The sequence below is a fragment of the Leyella lascolaii genome (assembly GCF_900079775.1).
GTDB classification, from domain to species: Bacteria; Bacteroidota; Bacteroidia; order Bacteroidales; family Bacteroidaceae; genus Prevotella; species Prevotella lascolaii.
Genome location: NZ_LT556034.1, coordinates 243,536 through 265,715, shown reverse-complemented (window position 1 = coordinate 265,715; position 22,180 = coordinate 243,536). Strand labels below are relative to the sequence as shown.

12 protein-coding genes and 1 tRNA gene are annotated in these 22,180 nt (G+C 52.7%); 1 reads left to right on the top strand and 12 read right to left on the bottom strand.

All coding sequences use genetic code 11. The features are described from left to right. Positions 1 to 543: 543 nt before the first annotated feature. The 12 genes from BN4609_RS01105 to BN4609_RS01050 form a co-directional block, all read right to left on the bottom strand. Positions 544 to 3,561, bottom strand: coding sequence for a choice-of-anchor J domain-containing protein (locus BN4609_RS01105; protein WP_068854959.1), 3,018 nt, complete (start codon positions 3,559 to 3,561; stop codon positions 544 to 546). Between the two features lie 90 nt (positions 3,562 to 3,651). Next, complete coding sequence (locus BN4609_RS01100; protein WP_164071541.1) at positions 3,652 to 5,205, bottom strand: tetratricopeptide repeat protein; 1,554 nt, start codon at positions 5,203 to 5,205, stop codon at positions 3,652 to 3,654. A 217-nt stretch (positions 5,206 to 5,422) separates the two neighbouring features. Next, complete coding sequence (locus BN4609_RS01095; protein ID WP_068854957.1) at positions 5,423 to 6,640, bottom strand: aminotransferase class V-fold PLP-dependent enzyme; 1,218 nt, start codon at positions 6,638 to 6,640, stop codon at positions 5,423 to 5,425. 28 nt (positions 6,641 to 6,668) lie between these two features. Continuing rightward, positions 6,669 to 8,012: a Fe-S cluster assembly protein SufD gene (gene sufD / locus BN4609_RS01090; protein WP_068854956.1), complete on the bottom strand. Its 1,344-nt coding sequence runs from the start codon at positions 8,010 to 8,012 to the stop codon at positions 6,669 to 6,671. Between the two features lie 2 nt (positions 8,013 to 8,014). Further along, a complete protein-coding gene (gene sufC / locus BN4609_RS01085) occupies positions 8,015 to 8,770 on the bottom strand; it encodes a Fe-S cluster assembly ATPase SufC (protein ID WP_068854955.1) in 756 nt (251 codons plus the stop codon). Between the two features lie 27 nt (positions 8,771 to 8,797). Next, positions 8,798 to 9,571 carry a hypothetical protein gene (locus BN4609_RS01080; protein ID WP_068854954.1) on the bottom strand — a complete coding sequence of 258 codons (774 nt, stop codon included), beginning with the start codon at positions 9,569 to 9,571 and terminating at the stop codon, positions 8,798 to 8,800. A gap of 34 nt (positions 9,572 to 9,605) precedes the next feature. After that, positions 9,606 to 11,063 (bottom strand): Fe-S cluster assembly protein SufB, encoded by a 1,458-nt coding sequence (sufB, locus tag BN4609_RS01075; protein ID WP_021992843.1) that lies wholly within the window; start codon positions 11,061 to 11,063, stop codon positions 9,606 to 9,608. A gap of 1,110 nt (positions 11,064 to 12,173) precedes the next feature. Continuing rightward, on the bottom strand, positions 12,174 to 13,442 hold the full coding sequence (locus BN4609_RS01070; protein WP_068854953.1) for a CotH kinase family protein: 1,269 nt from the start codon (positions 13,440 to 13,442) through the stop codon (positions 12,174 to 12,176). Positions 13,443 to 13,763: 321 nt separating this feature from the next. After that, the gene (gene infB / locus BN4609_RS01065) at positions 13,764 to 16,631 is read right to left on the bottom strand and encodes a translation initiation factor IF-2 (protein WP_068855001.1); all 2,868 of its coding nucleotides are present in this window, start codon (positions 16,629 to 16,631) and stop codon (positions 13,764 to 13,766) included. 157 nt (positions 16,632 to 16,788) lie between these two features. Continuing rightward, on the bottom strand, positions 16,789 to 18,051 hold the full coding sequence (gene nusA / locus BN4609_RS01060) for a transcription termination factor NusA (RefSeq protein WP_068854952.1): 1,263 nt from the start codon (positions 18,049 to 18,051) through the stop codon (positions 16,789 to 16,791). Between the two features lie 4 nt (positions 18,052 to 18,055). Continuing rightward, positions 18,056 to 18,523, bottom strand: a complete 468-nt coding sequence (gene rimP, locus BN4609_RS01055) for a ribosome assembly cofactor RimP (RefSeq protein ID WP_068854951.1) — start codon at positions 18,521 to 18,523, stop codon at positions 18,056 to 18,058. Between the two features lie 1,042 nt (positions 18,524 to 19,565). Further along, positions 19,566 to 19,639 (bottom strand) — tRNA-Asn (locus BN4609_RS01050). 572 nt (positions 19,640 to 20,211) lie between these two features. On the opposite strand from BN4609_RS01050, the gene BN4609_RS01040 reads away from it, so the two are divergent. Continuing rightward, the gene (locus BN4609_RS01040; protein ID WP_068855000.1) at positions 20,212 to 21,891 is read left to right on the top strand and encodes a S41 family peptidase; all 1,680 of its coding nucleotides are present in this window, start codon (positions 20,212 to 20,214) and stop codon (positions 21,889 to 21,891) included. Positions 21,892 to 22,180 lie beyond the last annotated feature (289 nt).

Genomic DNA, 22,180 nt, shown 5'->3' with positions numbered 1-22,180 from the left:
AAATACGGCGCATCCGGGACATAACGGAAATTCCACGGAAACACTTTGAAATTCATGAAAAAACAATTTGAGAAGTCTGTCCACCGTCTACGGACATGCCGAAAAGGCTCTTCCGCATCTCAAAACATGCCGTTCCGTCATCCGGAAAAGGCATTGCCGGCACACGGAAGAGGCTCTTTGGCAATGCGAAAGGGGGTTTCTGACACTGCGGAAGAATGAATCCGGAGGCGCGGAAACGGCGATGTGAACATATAACACTGACTGTGAGACAATTGCGCCACCGCCTGAATACAAGCGTATTCGCATGCGGCGGCACTTCCGTCTGCAAACAGCCGATTCTCGCGGAGTTTATTTCAGCGCAGCCAGAATATTTATACGAAAAAAACGAATAAACTTGCAAAAACATATTAACGGGAAGATTTGTCACGTGCGCGCACACAAGCCGCGCCACAAGAGAAAGATTGCTGTCGCAGGCACACACATAACGCAAAAAGGAGACCCGCCTTTCGGAGAGTCTCCCATAATCCGATTAATACATCAGCTTCATCTCACAACTACCTTGCGTATGCTTCCGTCGGACATTCTCACTATATTTATTCCCCTTTCAGGTTTATTGAGGCGGCGTCCGTCAACGCCGTAGCGCGCGTCCTCGACAGCCGGAGTGTCTGTGTCAGGACGCACGACACCGGTTGTTGTGAGCACTGCCTCATTGGAGTAAGCACTCTCACCGCTGCCGTAAACAGCCGTCACCGTGTACACAGCATCGTCATGACCGGCTTCCATGTCGGTAAATCTGTTGGCGGTCAGAAGTCCGGCATTTATCCTGACATTGTCGCGATAGACATTGTAACCCAACAGTTCATCAGCCTCACGGCTGCCGTCATAGGGAGCATATGTGAAGTCGTCGACCATGAGCATGACCACACGGCGCACGCACCGCACGGCAAAATATCGGGCGCCTTCGGGCACTTCAAACGTGTACTTGTGCCATCCGTCGCTCACAACGATATGGTCGTCCTCGTTAAGCTTGACAAAACTGTCGTGGTGATTGTCTGTGGTGGAGTAATATACATTTATCCACTCGTTGTCGAATGTTGCACCCTTGGCATAGAAAGATATCTTCTGCCGCCGTCCGTCAAGGCGCGGAGTGATGAGCCAGTCGTCGTTTTCGGCAGGCCAGTCTGCCGACGGGCACACAAGCATCTGCCTGCTTGCGTCATTAACAGGAACAAAGGCGTAGTCCTGATTGTCGTCCGTCCACACGCCTGCCTGCGCAAGGTTGAACACCTGAAATGCCATCGGCGCGCCCTGATTGTCGTAACTTACGGGGATGCGGGGCGACACAATGGTAGTCGACTTGTCGGCATCGTAAACGCTCCAAGCACCGATGTTGTCTATAATGAACGGCTCGTAGTCCTCAAAACCGTCTGTCACTGTATGCATTTCTCCATGCTCCACCGGCGCGACTGAGGATGCCGCATTCCATGTGAGCGACACATTGCCGGGGACACCTGTGGCTGAAAGACCGACGACAACGGGCAAATCAGAACGCCGCACAGAGGTGACGAGTGTACCGGAAACATCATTTCCGTCGAATTCATCGGCATCATACCTCACTACGGCATGCCATTCATGGCTGTCGGCGACAGCATCGGCAGGCGTGGCTGTGAGCTTACAGATTACACTTACGGTGCTGGCGGGGTTGACATCAGTTCCGTTGACTGTCGCAACGGTCTCTCCGTCGCGCACGAATTCCACCTTGTAGCCGCTGGCTACATTGCCTCCATGATTGAACACTGAAGCCGTATAGGTGACGTCATCGCCTATGCCGGCTCGCTTGTTGTCTACCGTAAACGACGTGACGGCAAGGTCGTTGGCATATTCGGACTCGTCTATACTTATGTTGTCCACATACATGTTGCGATATGCTCCGGCTTCAGCCTCGGCGATGGCGAGCAGTCCGATGTTGGCGAACGACGCCTTCTGCTTCGGCAGATTGACGACACACTCCACCCATCCGTCCGAGTTCTCGTTCTGATAGAACAGCGCATTGTCCACATCCTGCCATTCTCCGCCTTCGAAAGATATCTGAACCTGCAGCCGGTCGTTCACTTCTCCGTCCCAGTCTGGGTCATACCACGGACTGCGGGCTTTGTAAAACCAGAACCGGAGTTCAGGGTTGACGGCTCCGGAAAGGTCGATGAGCGGAGAGACATAGCGCGAACGGGTGTCGTAGTCGGCGTATTTTGACTCGGCGACAATCATTCCGTTGTCGCTGTCTTGCGTCATTACTTCCTCAAATTCGCCCATTTCATCGTCACCGATGGTGTGCCATTCGAAGTCTGCGGCATTGCCGTCAACAAACCATGGCACAGCAGGAGTCTGTCCGGAAAACGACTCCTTGTAGGGCAGTCCGAGCGGCACACCGCTCAGGACAGACGAAGACACAGTCGCCTCACCGCTATGCCCCGCAGCGACAGGGGTGACGGTGTAAGACACGAGAGCCTGACCGCGCTCCACAGGCACCTTGTCTGTGTAGGCGACACCCTTGAATGACGACGCTATAACCTTGCCGTCGCGGGCTATGGTGTATGTGATATTGTCGAAATCGACATATCCTCCGTTAACAGAAGCTGCCGGAGCGTTCCATGTCACGGTGACGCTCTTGTCCGCATTGAGTCTCGCCACAACATCGGAAACGGCTACCGGAGCGTCGGGACCCACGAATATCTTCCGTTCGGAAGCCGCGCCCTCACCCTCGGCATTTGACGCAACAATGCGGTAGGTGTTGAATCCGTGTACCGGTTCCGTGTCTTTCCACGTCAGCCCCGCGCCCGGCTTCACATCTTTATATGTCTTTGCCGGGACGTCATTGCCGTTACGGTAGATGTTGATGTCCGTATTTCCTGACAGAATACCGTCGGTGGCTGTAACTTCAGGAGCATAAAACGACAGTTCCGCCGACATGCCTCCAAGCTCTGCCGGAACAACCGACAGACCGGTGACAGCACCGGGCACACCCGCCGAAGAGATGTCCGTCACATATACATTGTCTATGTCTATGCGGTGCATGTTGGGCTCGCTGTATGCGTAAAAGCCAAGACGGTAGGCTCCGTCAGAACTTACATATAGCTTGACATTCTTTTTCCCGGAATCGGAAGACACCACATTATTATAATCGGCGAGTTCCGTGGTGAACGTTAAAGGGTCTGACGACGTTCCGAGACACACTTTCAGATTTTCCGGTTTTGAGTTTATTCCGAGATGGAAACTGAGCTCATACACCCTTCCGGCAGAAAGATGGAACTCCGGAGAAATGCTCCAGTCGTCTCCCGGAAGACCTGTCTGATAATCCAACATGTATGCCATCGCACCGTTGAGAAATTCCCATGTGCGTCCGCCATTGTTGTCAACAAGTGTCCATCGGGCAAAGTCGTCTTCGGTGTCGAAGGTCTCTCCGAACACCACATCGCCGTTACCGGCACGCGCACTGCCCGCAGCCAGAGACAGAAAAGCCGCAAACAGATGCTTTTTAATGAAATAATGTGGATTTACGTACATTTGTTTTGATTTTAAAGAATTAACGTTACAAAATTACATTAAAATCATTTTTCAATGTACAATCATCACTACTGCATTACCACTGCATTTCTATTCTGAGCCTACAATATCATTAAGAAAATCGTGAATGCTCACACCCTGAGGCACACCGAGCTTCTTCCGCAGACGATGACGTGACGACTCGACGCTCCGCACCTCACGGAATGTAAGGGCGGATATTTCCTTTGTCGACATGCCTATGTGCAGATAGGCGCACAGACGCACGTCTGTATTGCTGAGATTGGGATATTGCTGCGACAGACGGTTGAGGAAATCAGGATGCACTTCATCGAAGAACACCCTGAAATCCTCACTCACCGGTTTGTCGTTATAATGTTGCAGGGCATGTATTATGTCATTGAGCCTTTTACGGTCCTGACTCTTATTTTTCCCCATTCCATCGCAAATATCAGTCAGTACGTCGCTTAATTTGCGATGGAACTCACTTATCGACGCAAGATCAATGGTGTAGGTGGTGAGCTGACGGTTCTTACTGTCGAGCTGGTTGTTCATCTCCCGCTGGCGACGTTCGTGCTCGCGCTGCTCATAGTAGACAAGTCTGTCACGCTGTATATTTATGAGTCTGTTCTTTCTACGGTCGCTTCGGATGCGAAAGAGAAGTATGACTGTGAATGCGGCAAGTATCAAAAGGAATACTGAAACAACACACACCATGAGCGTGCGGAGGAATACAATGGTACCTAATGTGCCGACCGAAGCCTCCAGTCTGCTGTTTGCGTTCTTCAGCCTTTCGGAGTCGTAGGCTACAAGAAGTTGCCGCAACTGCCTGTCACTGTTTTCCCGCCAGACAGAATCGCCCGTTTCCTCATACTTTATAATATTGTGCAGTGCCTCAATGGAATCTCCTAATACGAACGATATGTCGGTAAGCTGACGATAGGAACGCGTCTGCACCGCCAACGGAGTGCCAGGCAACCTACGGTGTATGAGCCTCACCATGCGGCGTGCCTCACCTTCCTTACCGAGCAAAGCCTTGACATAAGCCGTATTGAGCATGGTCTGAAGAATGTCGGGATTGAATTTCAGGGATGACTGAAGGCGTGATGCCCTGTACAGTTCAGCCTCAGCACGTGTATAATCTTTCTGCGCGCAGTACACTTCGGCGCGGTTTGTGTATATCAACGACTGCCCGAGTCTGTCAGCAGATGACGTGTATCTGAAAGCACTGTCCATATAGCAGAGTGCCTCACCGTAATTTTTCAGGGCGTAGGATACAAGTCCAAGATTATTATAATTGTCCCGTATATTGACCGAATCGTTCAAAGACAGGTTTATTCCAAGTGCCTGCCGAAGCAAATCTCCAGCATCGGAATAACGTCCTGAAGAATAGTATATCCCGAAGATGTCATTGCACAGGAGGGCATGAATGTGGTCTTCGGACAGCCCTCTGGCTCTGTTCATCGCACTGCGATACAGACGCAGTGCCCTGTCAAGGTCTCCGAGCGACTGATAATTCTTGCCTCTCAGACGGTCGACATTCATGAGCAGCCGTCTGTCTTTAATACTGTTTTTCAACAAGGAAAGGCTGTCGGACAGACGGTTGAGCAGGAAGAGTGCTCTTGCATTATCACCGTGTTCTGTCATGGAAAGGGCTTTTATGTAATCGCGCTGTGCCTCGTCTGTTGCGCCATATGCTGGAAGAGCCGACAGAATGAATAAGAAAAGGAAGGAAAATGCGGCAGACAACAGCACGTGACAATGCCTCACACTGCCTTGCCTACACTTTTCCGCATCACTGAAAAAAACGCAACAACTTATATTTAACGCTATTTCATAAAAGGTCATTTTCATTCTCAGAAACTCAGAACATACGGCTCACTCGTCTGACTCCCTCTACAAGCGCGTCAATCTCTTCCCTTGTGTTGTACATGGCGAACGAAGCGCGCACCGCACCCTGTATGCCGTAACGCTGCATAACGGGCTGCGCGCAGTGGTGACCCGTGCGGACAGCGATGCCGAGGCGGTCGAGCAACGTGCCCATATCGAGATGGTGGATGTCGCCCACAAGGAATGACACAACGGCGTCCTTATGCTCTGATGTGCCGAAAAGGGCGATTCCATCGATGGAACGCATCTGTTCCATGCAGTAGGAAGTAAGCTCACGCTCGTGCGAAGAGATGTTTTCCAACCCTATATCATTAACATAATCGAGCGCCACTGCAAGCCCGTGGGTGGCTATGTAGTCAGGAGTTCCAGCCTCGAACTTGAACGGCAGGCTCTGGAAAACGGTCTTCTCGAACGTCACGCTCTCTATCATCTCACCGCCGCCCTGGTATGGCGGCATGCGGTCGAGCCACTCTTCCTTGCCGTAAAGCACACCTATGCCGGTGGGACCGTATATCTTATGTCCGCTGAAAGCGAAGAAGTCACAGTCGAGCTCCTGCACGTCCACCTTGAAATGCGGTGTGCTCTGCGCCCCGTCTATCAGCACAGGCACACCGTGAGAGTGGGCAATGCGTATCATCTCCCTCACCGGATTGACCGTTCCGAGGACGTTGCTCACATGGGCGACACTCACTATCTTGGTGCGCTCCGTGAACATGCCGGCATACGCTTCCATGTCAAGCTCGCCCTCATCGTTCATCGGTATCACCCTGACAGCCACTCCGCGACGGGCAGCCTGAAGCTGCCACGGCACGATGTTGGAATGGTGTTCCATCACGGAAACGATGATTTCATCGCCCTCTTTCATGAATTCCTCGCAGAAAGAGGACGCCACGAGATTGATGCTCTCTGTCGTTCCACGTGTGAAAATCACCTCTTCGGTCTTTCCGGCATTGATGAAACGGCGCACCGTCTCGCGCGCCGCCTCATGCAGTTCGGTTGCCTGCTGCGACAGATAGTGCACACCACGGTGCACGTTGGCGTTGGCGTTGAGATACTCATGCCGCATGGCGTCGAGCACACAAAGCGGCTTCTGCGTCGTGGCGGCATTGTCGAGATATACCAGCGGTCTTTCGTAGACTGTGGTGGAGAGTATGGGAAAGTCCCTGCGTATGGCGTTTACATCGTATGTCATAACCATGTTTTAATGACTGTAAAACCTTTTATTTGCACATGCTGCATCCCTGACATTTGCACAACTCGCCCCGGAAACGCTTCTCCACAAGGTAATGCAGACGGTCGCGGAGCGGTTCGAGCGTTATCTTGTCAACGACCTCATTGATGAACGCGAACTCGAGCAGCAGGCGCGCCTCCTTCACCGGGATGCCGCGCTGGCGCATATAGAACAGTGCGGCGTCGTTGAGCTGTCCCACGGTAGAACCGTGCGAGCACTTCACATCGTCGGCATAGATCTCGAGCATCGGCTGAGTGTACATGCGGGCTTCCTTTGTGGCGCAAAGGTTACGGTTCACCTCATCCGACACAGTCTTCTGCGCACCCTCGCGAACAAGCACCTTTCCGGCGAACGCACCGACGGACCTGCCGTCGAGCACATACTTGTAGAGCTCATGACTCGTGCAGTGCGACACCCTGTGGTCTATGAGAGTGTTGTTGTCGACATGCTGCTCCTTGTCGGCGATGACAAAGCCGTTGACGTCACACTCCGCCCCTTTTCCGCAGAGAGCGAGCTCAAGGGAGTTGCGTGTCACGCCGTTGTGCAGGGTTATGACGTTATGGCTCACACGGCTGTCAGCCTGCTGTTCTATGTACACATTGCTCACACGGCTGTTCAGATGATGGGTCTCCTCCATGCAATAAAGCTCGAGCGAGGCATTCGCCCCAACGTAAACCTCCGTCACCTGTGTGGCAAGGAAGCGGCGCTCATCGGCAGTATGGTCGCAGAAAAGCAGTCGTGCCTCGGCTCCCTCGTCAAGAACGATGAGCACACGGCGGTTCACCATCAGGTCGACATCAGCCCGGAGGATGTTTATCACCTGTATGGCGCGCTCTACCTTTACGTTGCGCGGCACATGCACAAGCAGTCCGTCCTGCGCCAGCATGGTGTTGAGAGCCGTCACGGCGTCAGTGTCCGTCCGGGCGATACGGGCGTAATAATCAGCGATGAAACCGGGGTTTTCGGCGGCATAAGCGTTCAACGAGCCCACATAAACTCCCTCCGGAAGTGTGGACTTGGGCATGAGCCGGCTGTAGAAAGCATCGTTCACCACGAAGTAGAGCGACGTGCTCAGATTAGGGACGTCGCACCGGAACACATCGTAAGGGTTCACCGGAATGTCCAGACGATTGAGGTTGAGACCATAGTCCGGACTGAAAATCGCGTCCATATCCGTGTATTTGTATTTCTCCACCTTGCGTGTGGGGAAACCGAGACGCCGGAAATCATCGAACGCCTTGTCCCTGACGGCGTTCAGAGCCGCCGCGCTGTGGCTGAACAATGCGTCGCGTCCCGACCCGTAAAGGTCTATATACTGTTTTTCGCTTCCCATAATCACTCCTCTCCGATTTCTGCCTTAATCCAGTCGTAGCCTCTTTTCTCAATCTCCTTCGACAGCTCCGGTCCGGCGGTCTTGACTATCCGTCCCTTGTAGAGAACGTGAACCACGTCGGGCTTTATGATGTCGAGCAGACGCTCATAGTGGGTTATGACGATTGTGCTCGACTCCGGTGTCTTCAGTTTGTTCACACCTTCCGCCACGATTCGCAGCGCGTCGATGTCCAGTCCGGAGTCTGTCTCGTCGAGGATGGCAAGCTTCGGTTCGAGCATAGCCATCTGGAAGATCTCGTTGCGCTTCTTTTCGCCGCCGCTGAAACCCTCGTTCACCGAGCGTCGGGTGAACTTGCTGTCAAGCTCCACTATCTTTCTTTTCTCGTTCATGAGCTTGAGGAAGTCGGCTGTCTTCAGTTCCGGCAGTCCCTGATACTTGCGTTTCTCGTTTACGGCAGTCCTGAGGAAGTTGGTCATCGACACACCCGGAATCTCCACAGGATACTGGAACGAGAGGAACAGTCCCTCGTTGGCGCGGTCCTCCGGCTTCATCTCCAGCAGGTTCTTTCCGTTGAAGAACGCTGTGCCGGCGGTCACCTCATACAGCGGATTGCCCGTAAGCACCGCGCTGAGTGTGGATTTTCCCGAACCGTTAGGTCCCATTATGGCGTGCGTCTCGCCGTCCTTTATCGTAAGGTTTATACCTTTGAGTATCTCTTTGTCGCCTATTCTGGCGCGCAGGTCTTTTATCTCTAACATAACTGTATGTATTTCTGATGTGAGTATTTAATAATTATCCAAATTTATCTTAGTCTTTTTGACGGTGCGGCGATGCTCCACACCGAGCAGAAAATCTACGAGACCGCTGAAGTCATCTCTCGTGAAAGCGAACGGGAACGTTGTCTTCAGAGCCACGGAAATGGCGTGGCGGTGCATCGGCGAGCGCGTGGCATAGAGTCTGTCCGAGCCGTTGTACCTGGTATTCACCTTTGTTTTCCCGTCGACGGCGAGGCGGAATCCGTAGTCCACCTCAAGGGCGATGCACGAGAAGAAATACATGTCCACCCCGACAGAAGGCGCGACACTGAGCAGCGGACTGCTCACCCGATAGTCGCGTTCATACACGGTATGCGAGGATGACATGCTCATCGTGCCCGCCGCACGGCGTCCCGACATGTTCCAGAAGGAAGCCGCCCCGAGGTAAGGTTGCAGCGGTTTGTCTGGCGACAGGAAGTACCACCGTCCTCCAAGCATTATCTGCGACATCGTGGCGGACACGTCTCCCGAGAAGTAATAAAGCCCCTCATGGTCGTAACCACCGACGACAGAGAATCCGGAATGCGGTATGAAATACTCGAGATGCGCCGAGAAGCCAGGTCCTCCGCCCGTCTTGACAGGGTCGTATTGCGTCGAGGGAGCATCATTGCCTGTCACAACAGGCATCACCGGACTTATTCCCACGCTCAGTGCCCAGCGTCTTACCGCATCGTCCTGAGCCATGCCGGAGGCTGCCGCCATGCTCAGCGCAATGGCAAAGACAGCGATATGCGTTGGTCTCATATACAAAACCGTTTACTACATTATTATATATGTGTCATCCCACCGACCCTTCGAGCGACACGCTGAGGAGCTTCTGCGCCTCGACTGCGAACTCCATGGGCAGCTTGTTGAGCACTTCCTTGGCATAGCCGTTCACTATCAGCCCTATCGCCTGCTCGGTGGAGATGCCCCGCTGGTTGCAGTAGAACAGCTGGTCCTCGCTTATCTTGCTTGTCGTAGCCTCATGTTCCACTATCGCCGTGTCGTTGTGTATGTCCATATAAGGAAACGTATGCGCCCCGCACTCGCTTCCGAGGAGGAGGCTGTCGCACGAGCTGTAGTTGCGGGCGTTGTCTGCTCCCGACGTCGCCCTGACCAGTCCGCGGTATGAGTTCTGGCTGTGTCCGGCGCTGATGCCCTTGCTTATGATGGTGCTGCTCGTGTTTCTGCCCATGTGTATCATCTTGGTGCCGGTGTCAGCCTGCTGGTAATGGTTGGTCACGGCAACGCTGTAGAACTCCGCCTGAGAGTTGTCGCCGCGCAGGATGCACGACGGATACTTCCACGTTATGGCTGAGCCGGTCTCCACCTGAGTCCACGACAGTTTGGAGTTGACCCCGCGCAGGTCGCCGCGCTTGGTCACGAGGTTGTACACTCCGCCCCGTCCGTTCTCGTCGCCAGGGTACCAGTTCTGCACTGTAGAGTACTTCACCTCGGCGTTGTCCTTCACCACTATCTCCACGATTGCCGCGTGCAGCTGGTTCTCATCGCGCATAGGGGCTGTACATCCTTCGAGATAAGACACGTAGGAGTCGTCGTCCGCCACTATGAGCGTGCGCTCGAACTGACCCGTGTTGCGCGCGTTGATGCGGAAATAGGAGCTCAGCTCCATCGGACAGCGCACGCCCTTGGGAACGTAGACGAACGAGCCGTCGCTGAAAACGGCACTGTTGAGTGAGGCGAAGAAGTTGTCCCTGTAGGGCACGACCGAGCCGAGATACTCGCGCACGAGGTCGGGATGGTTCTTTATGGCGTCGCCTATCGAGCAGAAGATGATGCCCTTCTCCGCGAGCTTCTCCTTGAAAGTGGTCTTCACCGACACCGAGTCCATGATGGCATCCACCGCCACACCGCTGAGCGCAAGGCGTTCCTCGAGCGGGATGCCGAGCTTGTCGAACGTCTTCATCAGCTCCGGGTCTATCTCCTTCTTGCCGTCGTCCTTCTTCTTCGCCATAGGGTCGGCGTAGTAGGAAATTGCCTGATAGTCTATCTCCGGCAGGTGGAGGTGTCCCCACGACGGCTGTTTCTGTGTCTTCCAGAACTCGAACGCCTTGAGGCGGAAGTCGAGCATCCAGTCCGGTTCGCCCTTCTTCTGCGAGATGAGACGCACCACGTCCTCGTTAAGTCCCTTGTCTATTATATCCGTATGCACGTCTGTGGTGAACCCGAAAGCATACTTCTGCTCCGCCACCTTGCGCACATATTCATTCTGATTGTTGTTTATCTTCTCCATTTGTGTTTCGTTGTCTTGTACGCATGCGATATGCACGCTCTGCAAGTTTACAAAGATAATGAATAAAAAGAATGAAAACAAAAAACGGAACATAAAAAATCAAAACCCGGAACGATGTTTCATCCAAATCAATCACACGCTTGAATAAATGTCGGATAAATTATATCGGACTGCCGGATTTGGAATGTTGCGAACAGACTTCATTATAAATAAATTGCACAGGGCATCTTTCTCTATTACAACCTCTTTCATAGCGAAGCATATAACCATGCATATTTGTATTTGGAACAAGACGTATGTGATGGCGATTCAAAGAAAACCGGGAATGTGAAAAAACGGCATTGTCCCAGAGTAAAACCGCAATGACTATCACACATCTTCTCCATTAGCGTGCCCACATTTGCATACGGCTGTGCGGAACGGACTGTATGAACACTGTAACACGCGCCTTTTATTCATCAACACGACAATAACGAATGTGCATGGACTATCATAATGTAAGACAATACTTTGATTGTATAAATATGCGGAAAATGCTCCGGGGAGTGAATATTCATACAGCGTCAACTCCACGAGAGCCGTTTATTTGCGGAGGAAAGTGCTTGCGGTTGTAAATACGCGAGTTTCGGGCGGTTTTTATAAAGCATTGTAATACAATAATTTAGAATATTCTGACAGACAAGAGAGGCTTTACGGTGTGACGAAAGAGTACGTTCGGGCTCGCGAAAGAGGCTTTATGACATCACGGAAGAGCCTTTATTGCGTCATGAAAGGGGCTTTTCTGTGAAGTGGAAGAGCACATTTCACAATGCGGGAAAGGCTCTTCAGGTGATGAGACCGCACATTTCGGGCTATCAGACAGTATCATGACGCCATGAGAAAGGCTCTTTCGCGGGCTGTGAGTGACACGAAAGGGTAATCGCATTTCTATTTCACGATTTTCTGTTGTAGTGTTTTTTTACTTTCCGAAACGTATATTTATGCAGATTCTTACGGTTTCATCGGTCTTTTATTAATACAAAAACAAGTTGCCGTCAAGCCTGTCCATGGAACGAAACGGAGCGATGAGGACGCCAGGCAGGAAGACGGCGGAGGGATGCGGGAGGCATGTCAGAGCGTGGAGAGCAGAGCGTCCATGCGACTGACGCGTACGAGAAAAGTCTTTCTAAGATTGTCGCACGAGGAGCGGAACGACACAAAGGTGTCGAAACGGGCGGGATCGAGCGATGCCCACATGCGTTCATCGGCAAGCGCGGAAGGCTCTATCTCTGCACGCCAGCGGTCAAAACCGCCGATTACATCGGGAATTTGAGCCTTCAGCACCTGCCATCGACGCCTCACGAGAGCGACAAACTGCGGGTCGGAAAGCAGACGGTCGAACCACAGGGCGTTGCGGTTGTAGAGGCTGTCTGTGGTAAGCAGCCGCACATCCTTGCGGTTGAGGCGCGACGGACGGAGGTCGCCTCCCGCGTCAACGCCCACAGAGATGAAGGCAAGGTCGAAGTCCCAGACAGGTCCGGCAGTGAGTCTGCCGTCCTCGCCGCAATACATGTAACAGCTGCGGGGACCGTTAGGCTCGGCGTTCTGCGCTATCTCGTGCACCAGCCACCAGTCGGCGAACGACGTGGAGTCAATATATCTGTCGTATATACCGTTCATGTCGGGATGTGGGGAATAGAGTTTTTGCTCGATTTCATCGAACATCCGACGGGCTTTTTCCATCATGTCGGAGGTCGGCGGGTCGGGAGACTTGATGTTGACGGGCAGCCTCCGGTGAGCGGTATGGAATCGAGGAGAGCCGTCGTCGTAGCTGTCGAGCTCGAAAAGGAATCCGCGTTTTTCGTCGATTTCAACGCGACCGCGCGCCACCCTTATCTGTTCGCAAAGCAGATAGCAGCCCTGCGGCTGTCCGTTCACCACAACATCCACCTGCCGACAGTCAGGTGTCCATGCAAGAGAGGTGCGGCGCGCGAGCTCGAGGGCGAGCATGTTGCGCATCAGACTGTGGTCCATGAAATTGGCGAGCAGTGCCCACCGCTTGCCCGGAGCCATGCCGAGAAGGGGATGTCTGCCGTCGAGACGGATGGCGTAAGGCTTTTTCGGTTTGGTAAAGGTGGAGTGTCCCCGACCCTTCACATCCACGTCGCTTGAGCAGAAATCCTCGGTTCCATCGGGCATCACTATCCTCATGCGGCATCCTTTCGTCCATTTGTCGCGTGAGGTTATCGCCGAAGAGCCGGGCGTGTCGATGTATATCACCGGCAGACTGCCGGCATACGCACGCGCTGAAAGCACAAGGAGAAGAAACGGCATCAGCCATGTGCGCACCTGTGCGTAACCGTGCGGAAAAAGCGAAAAGGAAATTTCTGACTTACTCATATGCCATATATGTTTTCTGTGTTTTGTCCGCTACGTTCAGGAACAACGCCAGCGGATGAATGAAAGTATTTTTTCTCATTGCTATCCGACACACCCGGAGGTGACGCCCATTACGCAAGGGCGGTGCGACGCCACGCCAACACTAAGCGCGCAATACCTGTCCGTAGCAACGGAAGAATCATTTATTCCGTCATAAATCGGCTGGACAACCGTCTTTCCGTAATAAAAAAGCCGGGAAAAACCATCCTCACGGAACGTTTTCCCGGCACAGTATGATATCTTTATTTATCTTTTCAAGCCGATGACACGCGGAACGTGGCGTCAGAGTTTCTGCTGTACCTCTATCTCGGTGAATGTCTCGAGGATGTCGCCCACCTGAATGTCGTTGAAGTTGACAAGGCTTATACCGCACTCGAAGTTGGCTGCCACCTCCTTCACGTCGTCCTTATAACGCTTCAGGGCATTGATGTCCGCGGTGTGTACGACGATGCCGTCGCGTACGACACGTGCGCGGTCGGTGCGGTGAACCTTTCCTTCGGTGACATAAGCGCCGGCAACCGTGCCCACCTTCGATATCTTGTAGACCTCGCGCACCTCCACCTGTCCGGTGACAATCTCCTTCTTCACCTTCTCAAGCATGCCTTCCATAGCCGACTTCACATCGTCTATGGCATCGTAGATGACTGAATAGGTGTTTATCTCCACGCCGTCCTGCTCAGCCTGCTTGCGCGCCGCAGCCGACGGACGCACCTGGAATCCCACGATGATGGCGTCGGAAGCGTCTGCCAGAGTGACGTCGCTCTCTGATATCTGACCCACAGCCTTGTAGATGACATCCACCTTTATCTTCTCCGTGGACAGCTTTATGAACGAGTCGCTCAACGCCTCTATACTTCCGTCGGTGTCGCCCTTGACGATGATGTTGAGCTCCTTGAACGAGCCGAGGGCTATGCGGTGGCTTATGTCGGAGAGCGTAAGACGCTTCTGTGTGCGCAGTCCCTGCTCGCGCTGGAGCTGCAGACGCTTGTTGGCAATGTCGCGTGCCTCCTGCTCTGTGTCCAGAACATGGAACGTGTCGCCTGCTGTCGGCGCGCCGTTAAGACCGAGGATGATTGCCGGCTCAGCCGGTCCGGCACTCTCTATGCGGCTGTTGCGCTCGTTGAACATTGCCCTGATGCGTCCGTAGTTGGTTCCCGCGATGACATTGTCGCCCACCTTCAGCGTACCGTTTGACACGAGCACGGTAGACACGTAGCCGCGTCCCTTGTCGAGAGACGACTCGATGATTGAGCCGGTAGCCTTGCGCGCGGGGTTCGCCTTAAGGTCGAGCATCTCCGCCTCAAGCAGCACTTTCTCGAGCAGTTCCTTTACTCCAATGCCCTTCTTTGCGCTTATCTCCTGACACTGGTACTTTCCTCCCCACTCCTCTACAAGCAGATTCATGTTGGCGAGGTCCTCCCTTATCTTGTCGGGATTGGCTCCCGGCTTGTCAATCTTGTTTATGGCGAACACCATCGGCACGTTCGCTGCCTGCGCATGTGCTATCGCCTCCTTGGTGGTAGGCATCACACTGTCGTCCGCAGCGATGATGATGATGGCTATATCAGTGACCTGAGTACCGCGCGCACGCATAGCTGTGAACGCCTCATGTCCCGGAGTATCGAGGAACGTTATGCGTCTGCCGTCCTCCAGTCTCACGTTGTAGGCACCGATGTGCTGCGTTATTCCGCCCGCCTCTCCGGCTATGACGTTTGTCTTGCGTATGTAGTCGAGCAGCGAGGTCTTGCCGTGGTCCACATGACCCATTACCGTAACGATGGGCGCGCGCGGCAGAAGGTCGTTCTCGTCGTCCTCGGTCTCGGTGATGGCTTCCTGCACCTCAGCGCTCACATATTCGGTCTTGAAGCCGAATTCCTCGGCTACGAGGTTGATGGTCTCGGCGTCCAGACGCTGGTTGATGGACACCATGATGCCCACGCTCATAAGGGTTCCGATGACCTGGTTGACGGAGATGTTCATCATGTTGGCAAGTTCGCTCACGGTGACATATTCCGTCAGCTTGAGCACCTTGCTCTCCTTGCGCTCCTCAAGACGCTCCTCATTGAGCTTCTCCTGCACAGCCTCGCGCTTCTCCTTGCGGTATTTGGCGCCCTTCTTGTTCTGGTTCTGCTTGTTGGTGAGCCTTGCGAGCGTCTCCTTAACCTGACGTGCGACGTCCTCCTCGTTCACCTCGATGGGCTTGTGGTTACGGTTCTTGTTCTTCTTTTTCTTACCGGAGCCCGACTTGTTGTCCGCCGCGCGCTGCGCTTCCTGCTGTGATGCGGCGTTGATGTCGACTCTCACCTTGTTGATGCGCTCGCGTTTCTTCTTCTCGCCACGCTGCTGCATCACCTTCTCCTCGCGTTCCTTGCGTTTCTCCTCCTTTGTTTTCTTCTTCGGGCGGGTGCTCTGGTTGAGCGCGTCGAGGTCGATACGCCCGAGCACATTCACCTTTGTGGCATTCAGGATTTTCTTCTCACTCTTGGTCGTGAATATGTTTGTGGAGGCTTTAGTGCCCTCCGCGGTGTTGTGTCTTGCGGAAGCCTCCTTCTTCTCCGGCTCAGTCTTCCCGACTCCCGGCTCATTCTTCACGTTGTTCTTTTCTGTCTTCTTTACTTCAATCACGTTGTCGGTATTATTTTTTTCAGTGTCATCAACGCGCGTGTCTGCGGCAGCCTGCGGGGCAGCCTCAGCTGGAGCATTAATTGTCTGGGTTGGTTCAGATAGGTTTTTATCAACGGATTTCACCTGACTGCCGGCATCAGTCTTGTGTTCCTTTTCCTTTTCCGCATCAGGCACAGAAACTTTTCTCGCGGCAGCTGGTTTGTTGATGCTGTCGAGATCTATCTTGCCCAATGGCTTGTACTGCTGCTGCGAGGCGGTGGAAAGAAGTTTGTCGGCACGGTGATCCTTCGGTCCCTGCGCACGCTTCTTCTCCTTCGGTTTCTTCAACTGAAGTTTTTCAGCCTGCGTCCTCACCTCCTTGTCCTGCTGGAACTCACGCATGAGAGCCTGATACTGCTCATCGTTGAGTTTGAAGCTCGGCTCCGGTTTCACTTCGCCCAGTTCACTTCTTTTCTCAAGGAACTCCACTGCCGTCTGGAGTCCTATGTTCAATTCACGTAATGCTTTATTTAACCTGATGCTCATATTTATTATTTTCATGACGCGCACGCCGCACTTTTCCTGTCAGTCCGGTGCGGACGGCGCTTTTCTGTGTTCTTTCTTCTAATATACTTAAAATCAACAAGCTGATTCACAACAGTAAGGCGCAGCCGGCAACAAGTGCGGGCTACGCTCTGTGTCATTATCCCTCGAATTCCGCCTTGAGAATCCTGAGCACGTTGTCGACGGTCTCTTCCTCCAGATCCGCCTTCTCGACAAGCATCTCGCGGGGCGCGTTGAGCACAGCCTTCGCCGTGTCCAGTCCGATGGAACGTATGGCGTCGATAACCCACTGGTCTATCTCATCGGAGAATTCTTCAAGATATATGTCCTCGTCAGCCTCATTGTCGTCAATCTCCCTGAACACATCGATGGTGTATTCGGTAAGCATCGACGCGAGCTTTATGTTGAGTCCGCCGCGTCCGATGGCAAGGCTCACCTCCTCGGGCTTGAGGAACACCTCCGCCTTGTGGTTCTCCTCGTCCACGTTGATGCTCGATATTCTGGCGGGACTGAGCGCGCGCTGTATGAAGAGCTTGGTGTTCGCGGTGTAGTTGATGACGTCTATGTTCTCGTTGCACAGCTCACGCACTATGCCGTGCACGCGGCTTCCCTTCACTCCCACGCACGCTCCCACGGGGTCGATGCGCTCGTCGTAGCTCTCCACAGCCACCTTGGCTCTCTCGCCCGGCATGCGGGCTATCTTACGGATGGAAATGAGTCCGTCGGCTATCTCGGGCACCTCAGCCTCGAGCAGACGCTGGAGGAACACCGGGCTTGTGCGAGAAAGGATAATCTTCGGGTTGTTGTTCTCGTTGTCCACACGGTGTATGACTGCCCTGATGGTCTCGCCCTTGTGATAGGTGTCGTTCGGTATCTGCTCCATCTTCGGCAGGATGAGCTCGTTGTTCTCGTCGTCCACCACGAGCACCTCGCGCTTCCACACCTGATACACCTCACCGGCAATGATCTGTCCGACGCGGTCTTTATACTTATTATATAATGAGTCGTGTTCCAGCTCAAGTATCTTCGAAGCCAGAGTCTGCCTCAGATTGAGGATGGCACGGCGTCCGAACTTCTCGAAATCGACACGTTCGGACACGTCTTCTCCCACTTCATAGTCGGGCTCAATCTTTCTTGCCTCTGTCAGCGAAATCTGTTTGTTGTCGTCCTCCACCTCATCGTCTGCCACAACGACACGGTTGCGGTATATCTCGAAGTCGCCCTTGTCCGGATTGACAATGACGTCGAAGTTCTCGTCACTGCCGAATATCTTGGCAAGAACGTTGCGGAAGCTCTCCTCAAGCACGCTCACCAACGTGGTACGGTCAATGTTTTTCGTCTCCTTAAATTCTTTGAAAGAGTCGAACATGCTCACGACCGGTTCTTTTTTCATTGCTGCCATAGCTTTATTTGAAGTTTATTAAGTATTTTGTATATTTCACTTTATCCATCTCGTAAGTGTGGTCCACCTCGACAGTCTGCGGGCGTTTCTTGCCCTCAACCTTCATTTTCTCAGCCACACTCACCACGAACGTATTGCCGTCCACGCTTTTGAGCAGCCCCTTGACCTTACGGCCGTCTCCGTCGAGCACCTCAACCTCCTTGCCGACAAAGCACTCATACTGCTGCGGCACCTTGAAAGGCTGACCCAGACCAGCCGAACCTACCTCAAGCTCGTAGTCTTCCTCATCGCGGCTCAGACGCTCTTCGATGAAGCGGCTCAGCTCCACACAGTCCTCTATCCACACACCGTCGGCGTGGTCTATCTCCACCACGATCTTATCATCCGGGCTGACTTCGACATCCACAAGAAAATAGTCCTTGTCCTCCAGCCACTGTTCTACAATACCTTTTACGACGTTTTTGTCTATCATATATAATTGGTTAAATAAAATGAGGAGCCCTGTGTCGGAGCCCCTCATTCCTCTGAATGCTGCAAATTTACGAATTATTCCGCACGCGCACAAATATTTTGCATCTTTTCTGCAAATGCATTGCAAATTAATTCCTTACATACCATTCCATCGCTCCCTACAAGCCATTCCTCAGCTTCCCGTACATCTTTTCCTGACCGCTTACACACCATCCCTTATTTCCATATATACCACTCCTTATTTCCTTGCACACATTCCCTTAATTCCCTACACACCACTCTTTAATTCCTTACACTCTGCTTATTAATTCCCTACGCACTGCCCCGCCACTACACCCAAACAAAAATACATCTCCGTAGGGAACGGAAAACGGAATCATTACGCAAAAATGAGAAAAAACATCCAACGACAACTCCACGAGAATGCTTTAAAACCGGAACAGAGTAACTTCTTCCACAAATACGCGATTTTTCCGCATTTAAGACAACCCTCTGACAGCCAGCCATATACACCACACAGCCACACACCATCCACCCTTCGTCTGCCCCGAAAAGCCTTTTCCGCAACCCGAAAGAGCCTTTTTCGCACCACAAAACAGCCTTTTCAACACCATAAAACAGCCTTATCCGCAACCAAAAAGAGTCTTTTCCGTAACACAAAACCGCCTTTCCCGCCAACGGAAAGCAAGAAAATGACACATCCGAACCTGTTTCCCCAACTATCCGCACTGCCTCGGACATTCCGAAAAACCTATTTCACAAAAAAGTGCTGTCAATATTTTTTACTTCCGTACTGTGCATTTTTCATTCCACACAACACTTCGCCCACTCTGCCAAACGCACCATTCCGCACGCCAAACAGACAATTCCTGTCATGCGAGCAAGCCTGTCCCATCACGCCATCGCATTCCAGTATCAACGCGCACGGCACACTACAGTGACGCAAAAACACCACAGCGGCATAGCGTTCCTCATACCTTTCCTCCGTAAAACAAAAACATCCGGAAACAAAAAAGGAACTGCCTGATGCAGTTCCTTTAGTGCGCTTCAAGATGGGCTTGAACCAACGACCCCCTGATTAACAGTCAGGTGCTCTAACCAACTGAGCTATTGAAGCATTTGCCTTAATTGCGATGCAAAAGTACAGCGTTTTTTTCATTCCGCCAAACATTTTCGCGAAAAATTTCAAATTTATCTCAAAAAAACGTCATTATGGGTGTGTCGGCATGTATTAAACTGTGTTTTACGGCAGCGGAAGGGCTTATCCGACATTCCACAGGGGCGTTTCGGAGATGCGTGCAAGGGCGTGTTTACATGCATGACACGCCACCGCGCATTGAAAAACCGGCGTTGCGCCATGCCGTATTATGAAAAATAAATACATTTTATTTTGTCCGGCACATAACTTGCATTACCTTTGCATAAGGTAAGCTGCACTCAGGAAACTGAAAGCAAGCTCTCTTTCCATTCGTTGGCATTACCTTTGCATAAGGTAAGCTTCGGCTCGGCAGTATCAAGTACGGTAAAATCCAGTCTTACCGACTTGCTGTTGCACTCGCCTTGCATTACCTTTGCATAAGGTAAGCCGCGCCCAGGAAACTGAAAGCAAGCTCTCTTTCCGCCCGCATGCATTACCTTCACACACTCTTTACGTACAATTACCACATTATATTTATATATAAGCCGATTATGAGAAAAAACATACTGTTCTGCGTGATGCTGCTTGGCGCCGTCACGGCTCTCGCGCAGAAAAACGATGACCACAACTTCAAGGTGGCGAAAAACCTCGATGTGTTCAATGCCATATACAAGAATCTCGACCTCATGTATGTGGATACGCTCGACGCCGACGAGGTGATAGGCAACGGCATAAAGGCGATGCTGCGCAGCCTCGACCCCTACACCGAATATTACCCCGAGGACAAATCGGCGGAGTTCAAGCAGATGCTGACAGGAAAATATGCGGGCATCGGCTCGATAATAAGCTACAACTTCACTCTGAAAAGGGTTGTCATAAACGAGCCTTATGAGAATATGCCGGCGGCGGAGGTGGGTCTGAAGAAGGGCGACATCATACTGAGCATCGACGGGGAGGACATGACCGACAAGACAAACGCCTATGTAAGCGAGCACCTGCGCGGCACGGCGGGCACCACTCTCGAGCTTAAGATACACCGTCCGACCACAGGCAAGGACATGACTTTCAAGATACAGCGCAAGGCTATACAGATGCCCGACCTGCCATACTACGGCATGCAGGACGGCGACATAGGCTACATAGACCTCGACTCGTACATTGGCGAGAACTGCGCGAAGGATTTCCGCCGCGCGTTCATCGACCTGAAGAAGCAAGGAGCGAAAGGACTCGTGCTCGACCTGCGCAACAACGGAGGCGGCTCGGTGCAGGAGGCTCTGTCCATACTCAACATCTTCATCCCCAAAAACACCGACCTGCTGTCCATGAAAGGCAAGATGCAGCGTTCCAACCGAGACTATAAGACCACCGTCGAACCAATCGACACGGTGATGCCGATAGTAGTCCTGGTGAACGGCATAACGGCAAGTGCCAGCGAGATAACAAGCGGAGCGTTGCAAGACCTCGACCGGGCAGTGATAATGGGAACACGCACCTACGGCAAGGGACTCGTACAGGTGCCCAACGTGCAGCTGCCTTACAACGGCAACCTAAAGCTCACCACAGCCAAATACTTCACTCCCAGCGGACGCTGCATACAGGCTATCAACTACAAGCACTCGCAGGGCGGATACACCGAACACGTGCCCGACTCGCTCACACGTGAGTTCCGCACACGCAACGGACGCATCGTGCACGACGGCGGAGGCATAGAGCCGGACATCAAGATAGAGCCTGACTCGCTGCCGAACATAGCCTACTACCTGCAGCGCGTGGACACCACAGACCTCATGTTCAACTATGTGGTGGACTACATCAAGGCTCACCCCACGATAGCCCCGGCGGCGGAGTTCGAGATAAGCGACTCCGACTACGAGCAGTTCAAGCAGCGCGTCATCGCAAGCAGCTTCACTTACGACCGCGTGAGTGAGAAATGTCTCGAGGAACTCGTTAAGCTCGCCAAGTTCGAAGGCTACTACGAGGACGCCAAACCCGAGTTTGAGGCTTTGGAGAAAAAACTGAGTCACAACATCGCAAAGGATCTCGACTTCGACTATAACAAGAGGATGATAAAACAGATTCTGTCGTCCGACATCGTGACGGCATACTACTTCCAGCGAGGTGCCATAGAGAACGCCCTGCGCTACGACAAGCAGATGAAGGAGGCTATACGCCTGCTGAGGTCGCCTGAGGAGTATGCGGCGATACTGAAGCCTAAGAACGAAGGCAAATAAGTGCACATAAGCTATAACACTGAATCGGTCATCAGAACACCGATTATACGTTTAAGGTTCATTGTCAGCCCTTCGTCCTTCTTACGCACTGCCGCAGTCATCTTGCATCAGGTTTTTTCCCGGTGCAGTCCGTCACATCTTCGATAAAGCAGGATACAGTCCGCCTGACAACAGCATGAAACAAGAATGGAAGTCTGATGACTTGTTCGGAATAACGGCGGCAATGCCGGGACAGACAAGACACATATTGAAAACCGGGACATCATTACGCAGCCACGACGCGCGAATG

Bases quoted from the DNA above. Each gene is read 5' to 3' on its own strand.
- BN4609_RS01105 (WP_068854959.1), bottom strand. From the start codon at position 3,561: ATGTACGTAAATCCACATTATTTCATTAAAAAGCATCTGTTTGCGGCT.
- BN4609_RS01100 (WP_164071541.1), bottom strand. From the start codon at position 5,205: ATGACAGAACACGGTGATAATGCAAGAGCACTCTTCCTGCTCAACCGT.
- BN4609_RS01095 (WP_068854957.1), bottom strand. From the start codon at position 6,640: ATGACATACGATGTAAACGCCATACGCAGGGACTTTCCCATACTCTCC.
- sufD (WP_068854956.1), bottom strand. From the start codon at position 8,012: ATGGGAAGCGAAAAACAGTATATAGACCTTTACGGGTCGGGACGCGAC.
- sufC (WP_068854955.1), bottom strand. From the start codon at position 8,770: ATGTTAGAGATAAAAGACCTGCGCGCCAGAATAGGCGACAAAGAGATA.
- BN4609_RS01080 (WP_068854954.1), bottom strand. From the start codon at position 9,571: ATGAGACCAACGCATATCGCTGTCTTTGCCATTGCGCTGAGCATGGCG.
- sufB (WP_021992843.1), bottom strand. From the start codon at position 11,063: ATGGAGAAGATAAACAACAATCAGAATGAATATGTGCGCAAGGTGGCG.
- BN4609_RS01070 (WP_068854953.1), bottom strand. From the start codon at position 13,442: ATGAGTAAGTCAGAAATTTCCTTTTCGCTTTTTCCGCACGGTTACGCA.
- infB (WP_068855001.1), bottom strand. From the start codon at position 16,631: ATGAGCATCAGGTTAAATAAAGCATTACGTGAATTGAACATAGGACTC.
- nusA (WP_068854952.1), bottom strand. From the start codon at position 18,051: ATGGCAGCAATGAAAAAAGAACCGGTCGTGAGCATGTTCGACTCTTTC.
- rimP (WP_068854951.1), bottom strand. From the start codon at position 18,523: ATGATAGACAAAAACGTCGTAAAAGGTATTGTAGAACAGTGGCTGGAG.
- BN4609_RS01040 (WP_068855000.1), top strand. From the start codon at position 20,212: ATGAGAAAAAACATACTGTTCTGCGTGATGCTGCTTGGCGCCGTCACG.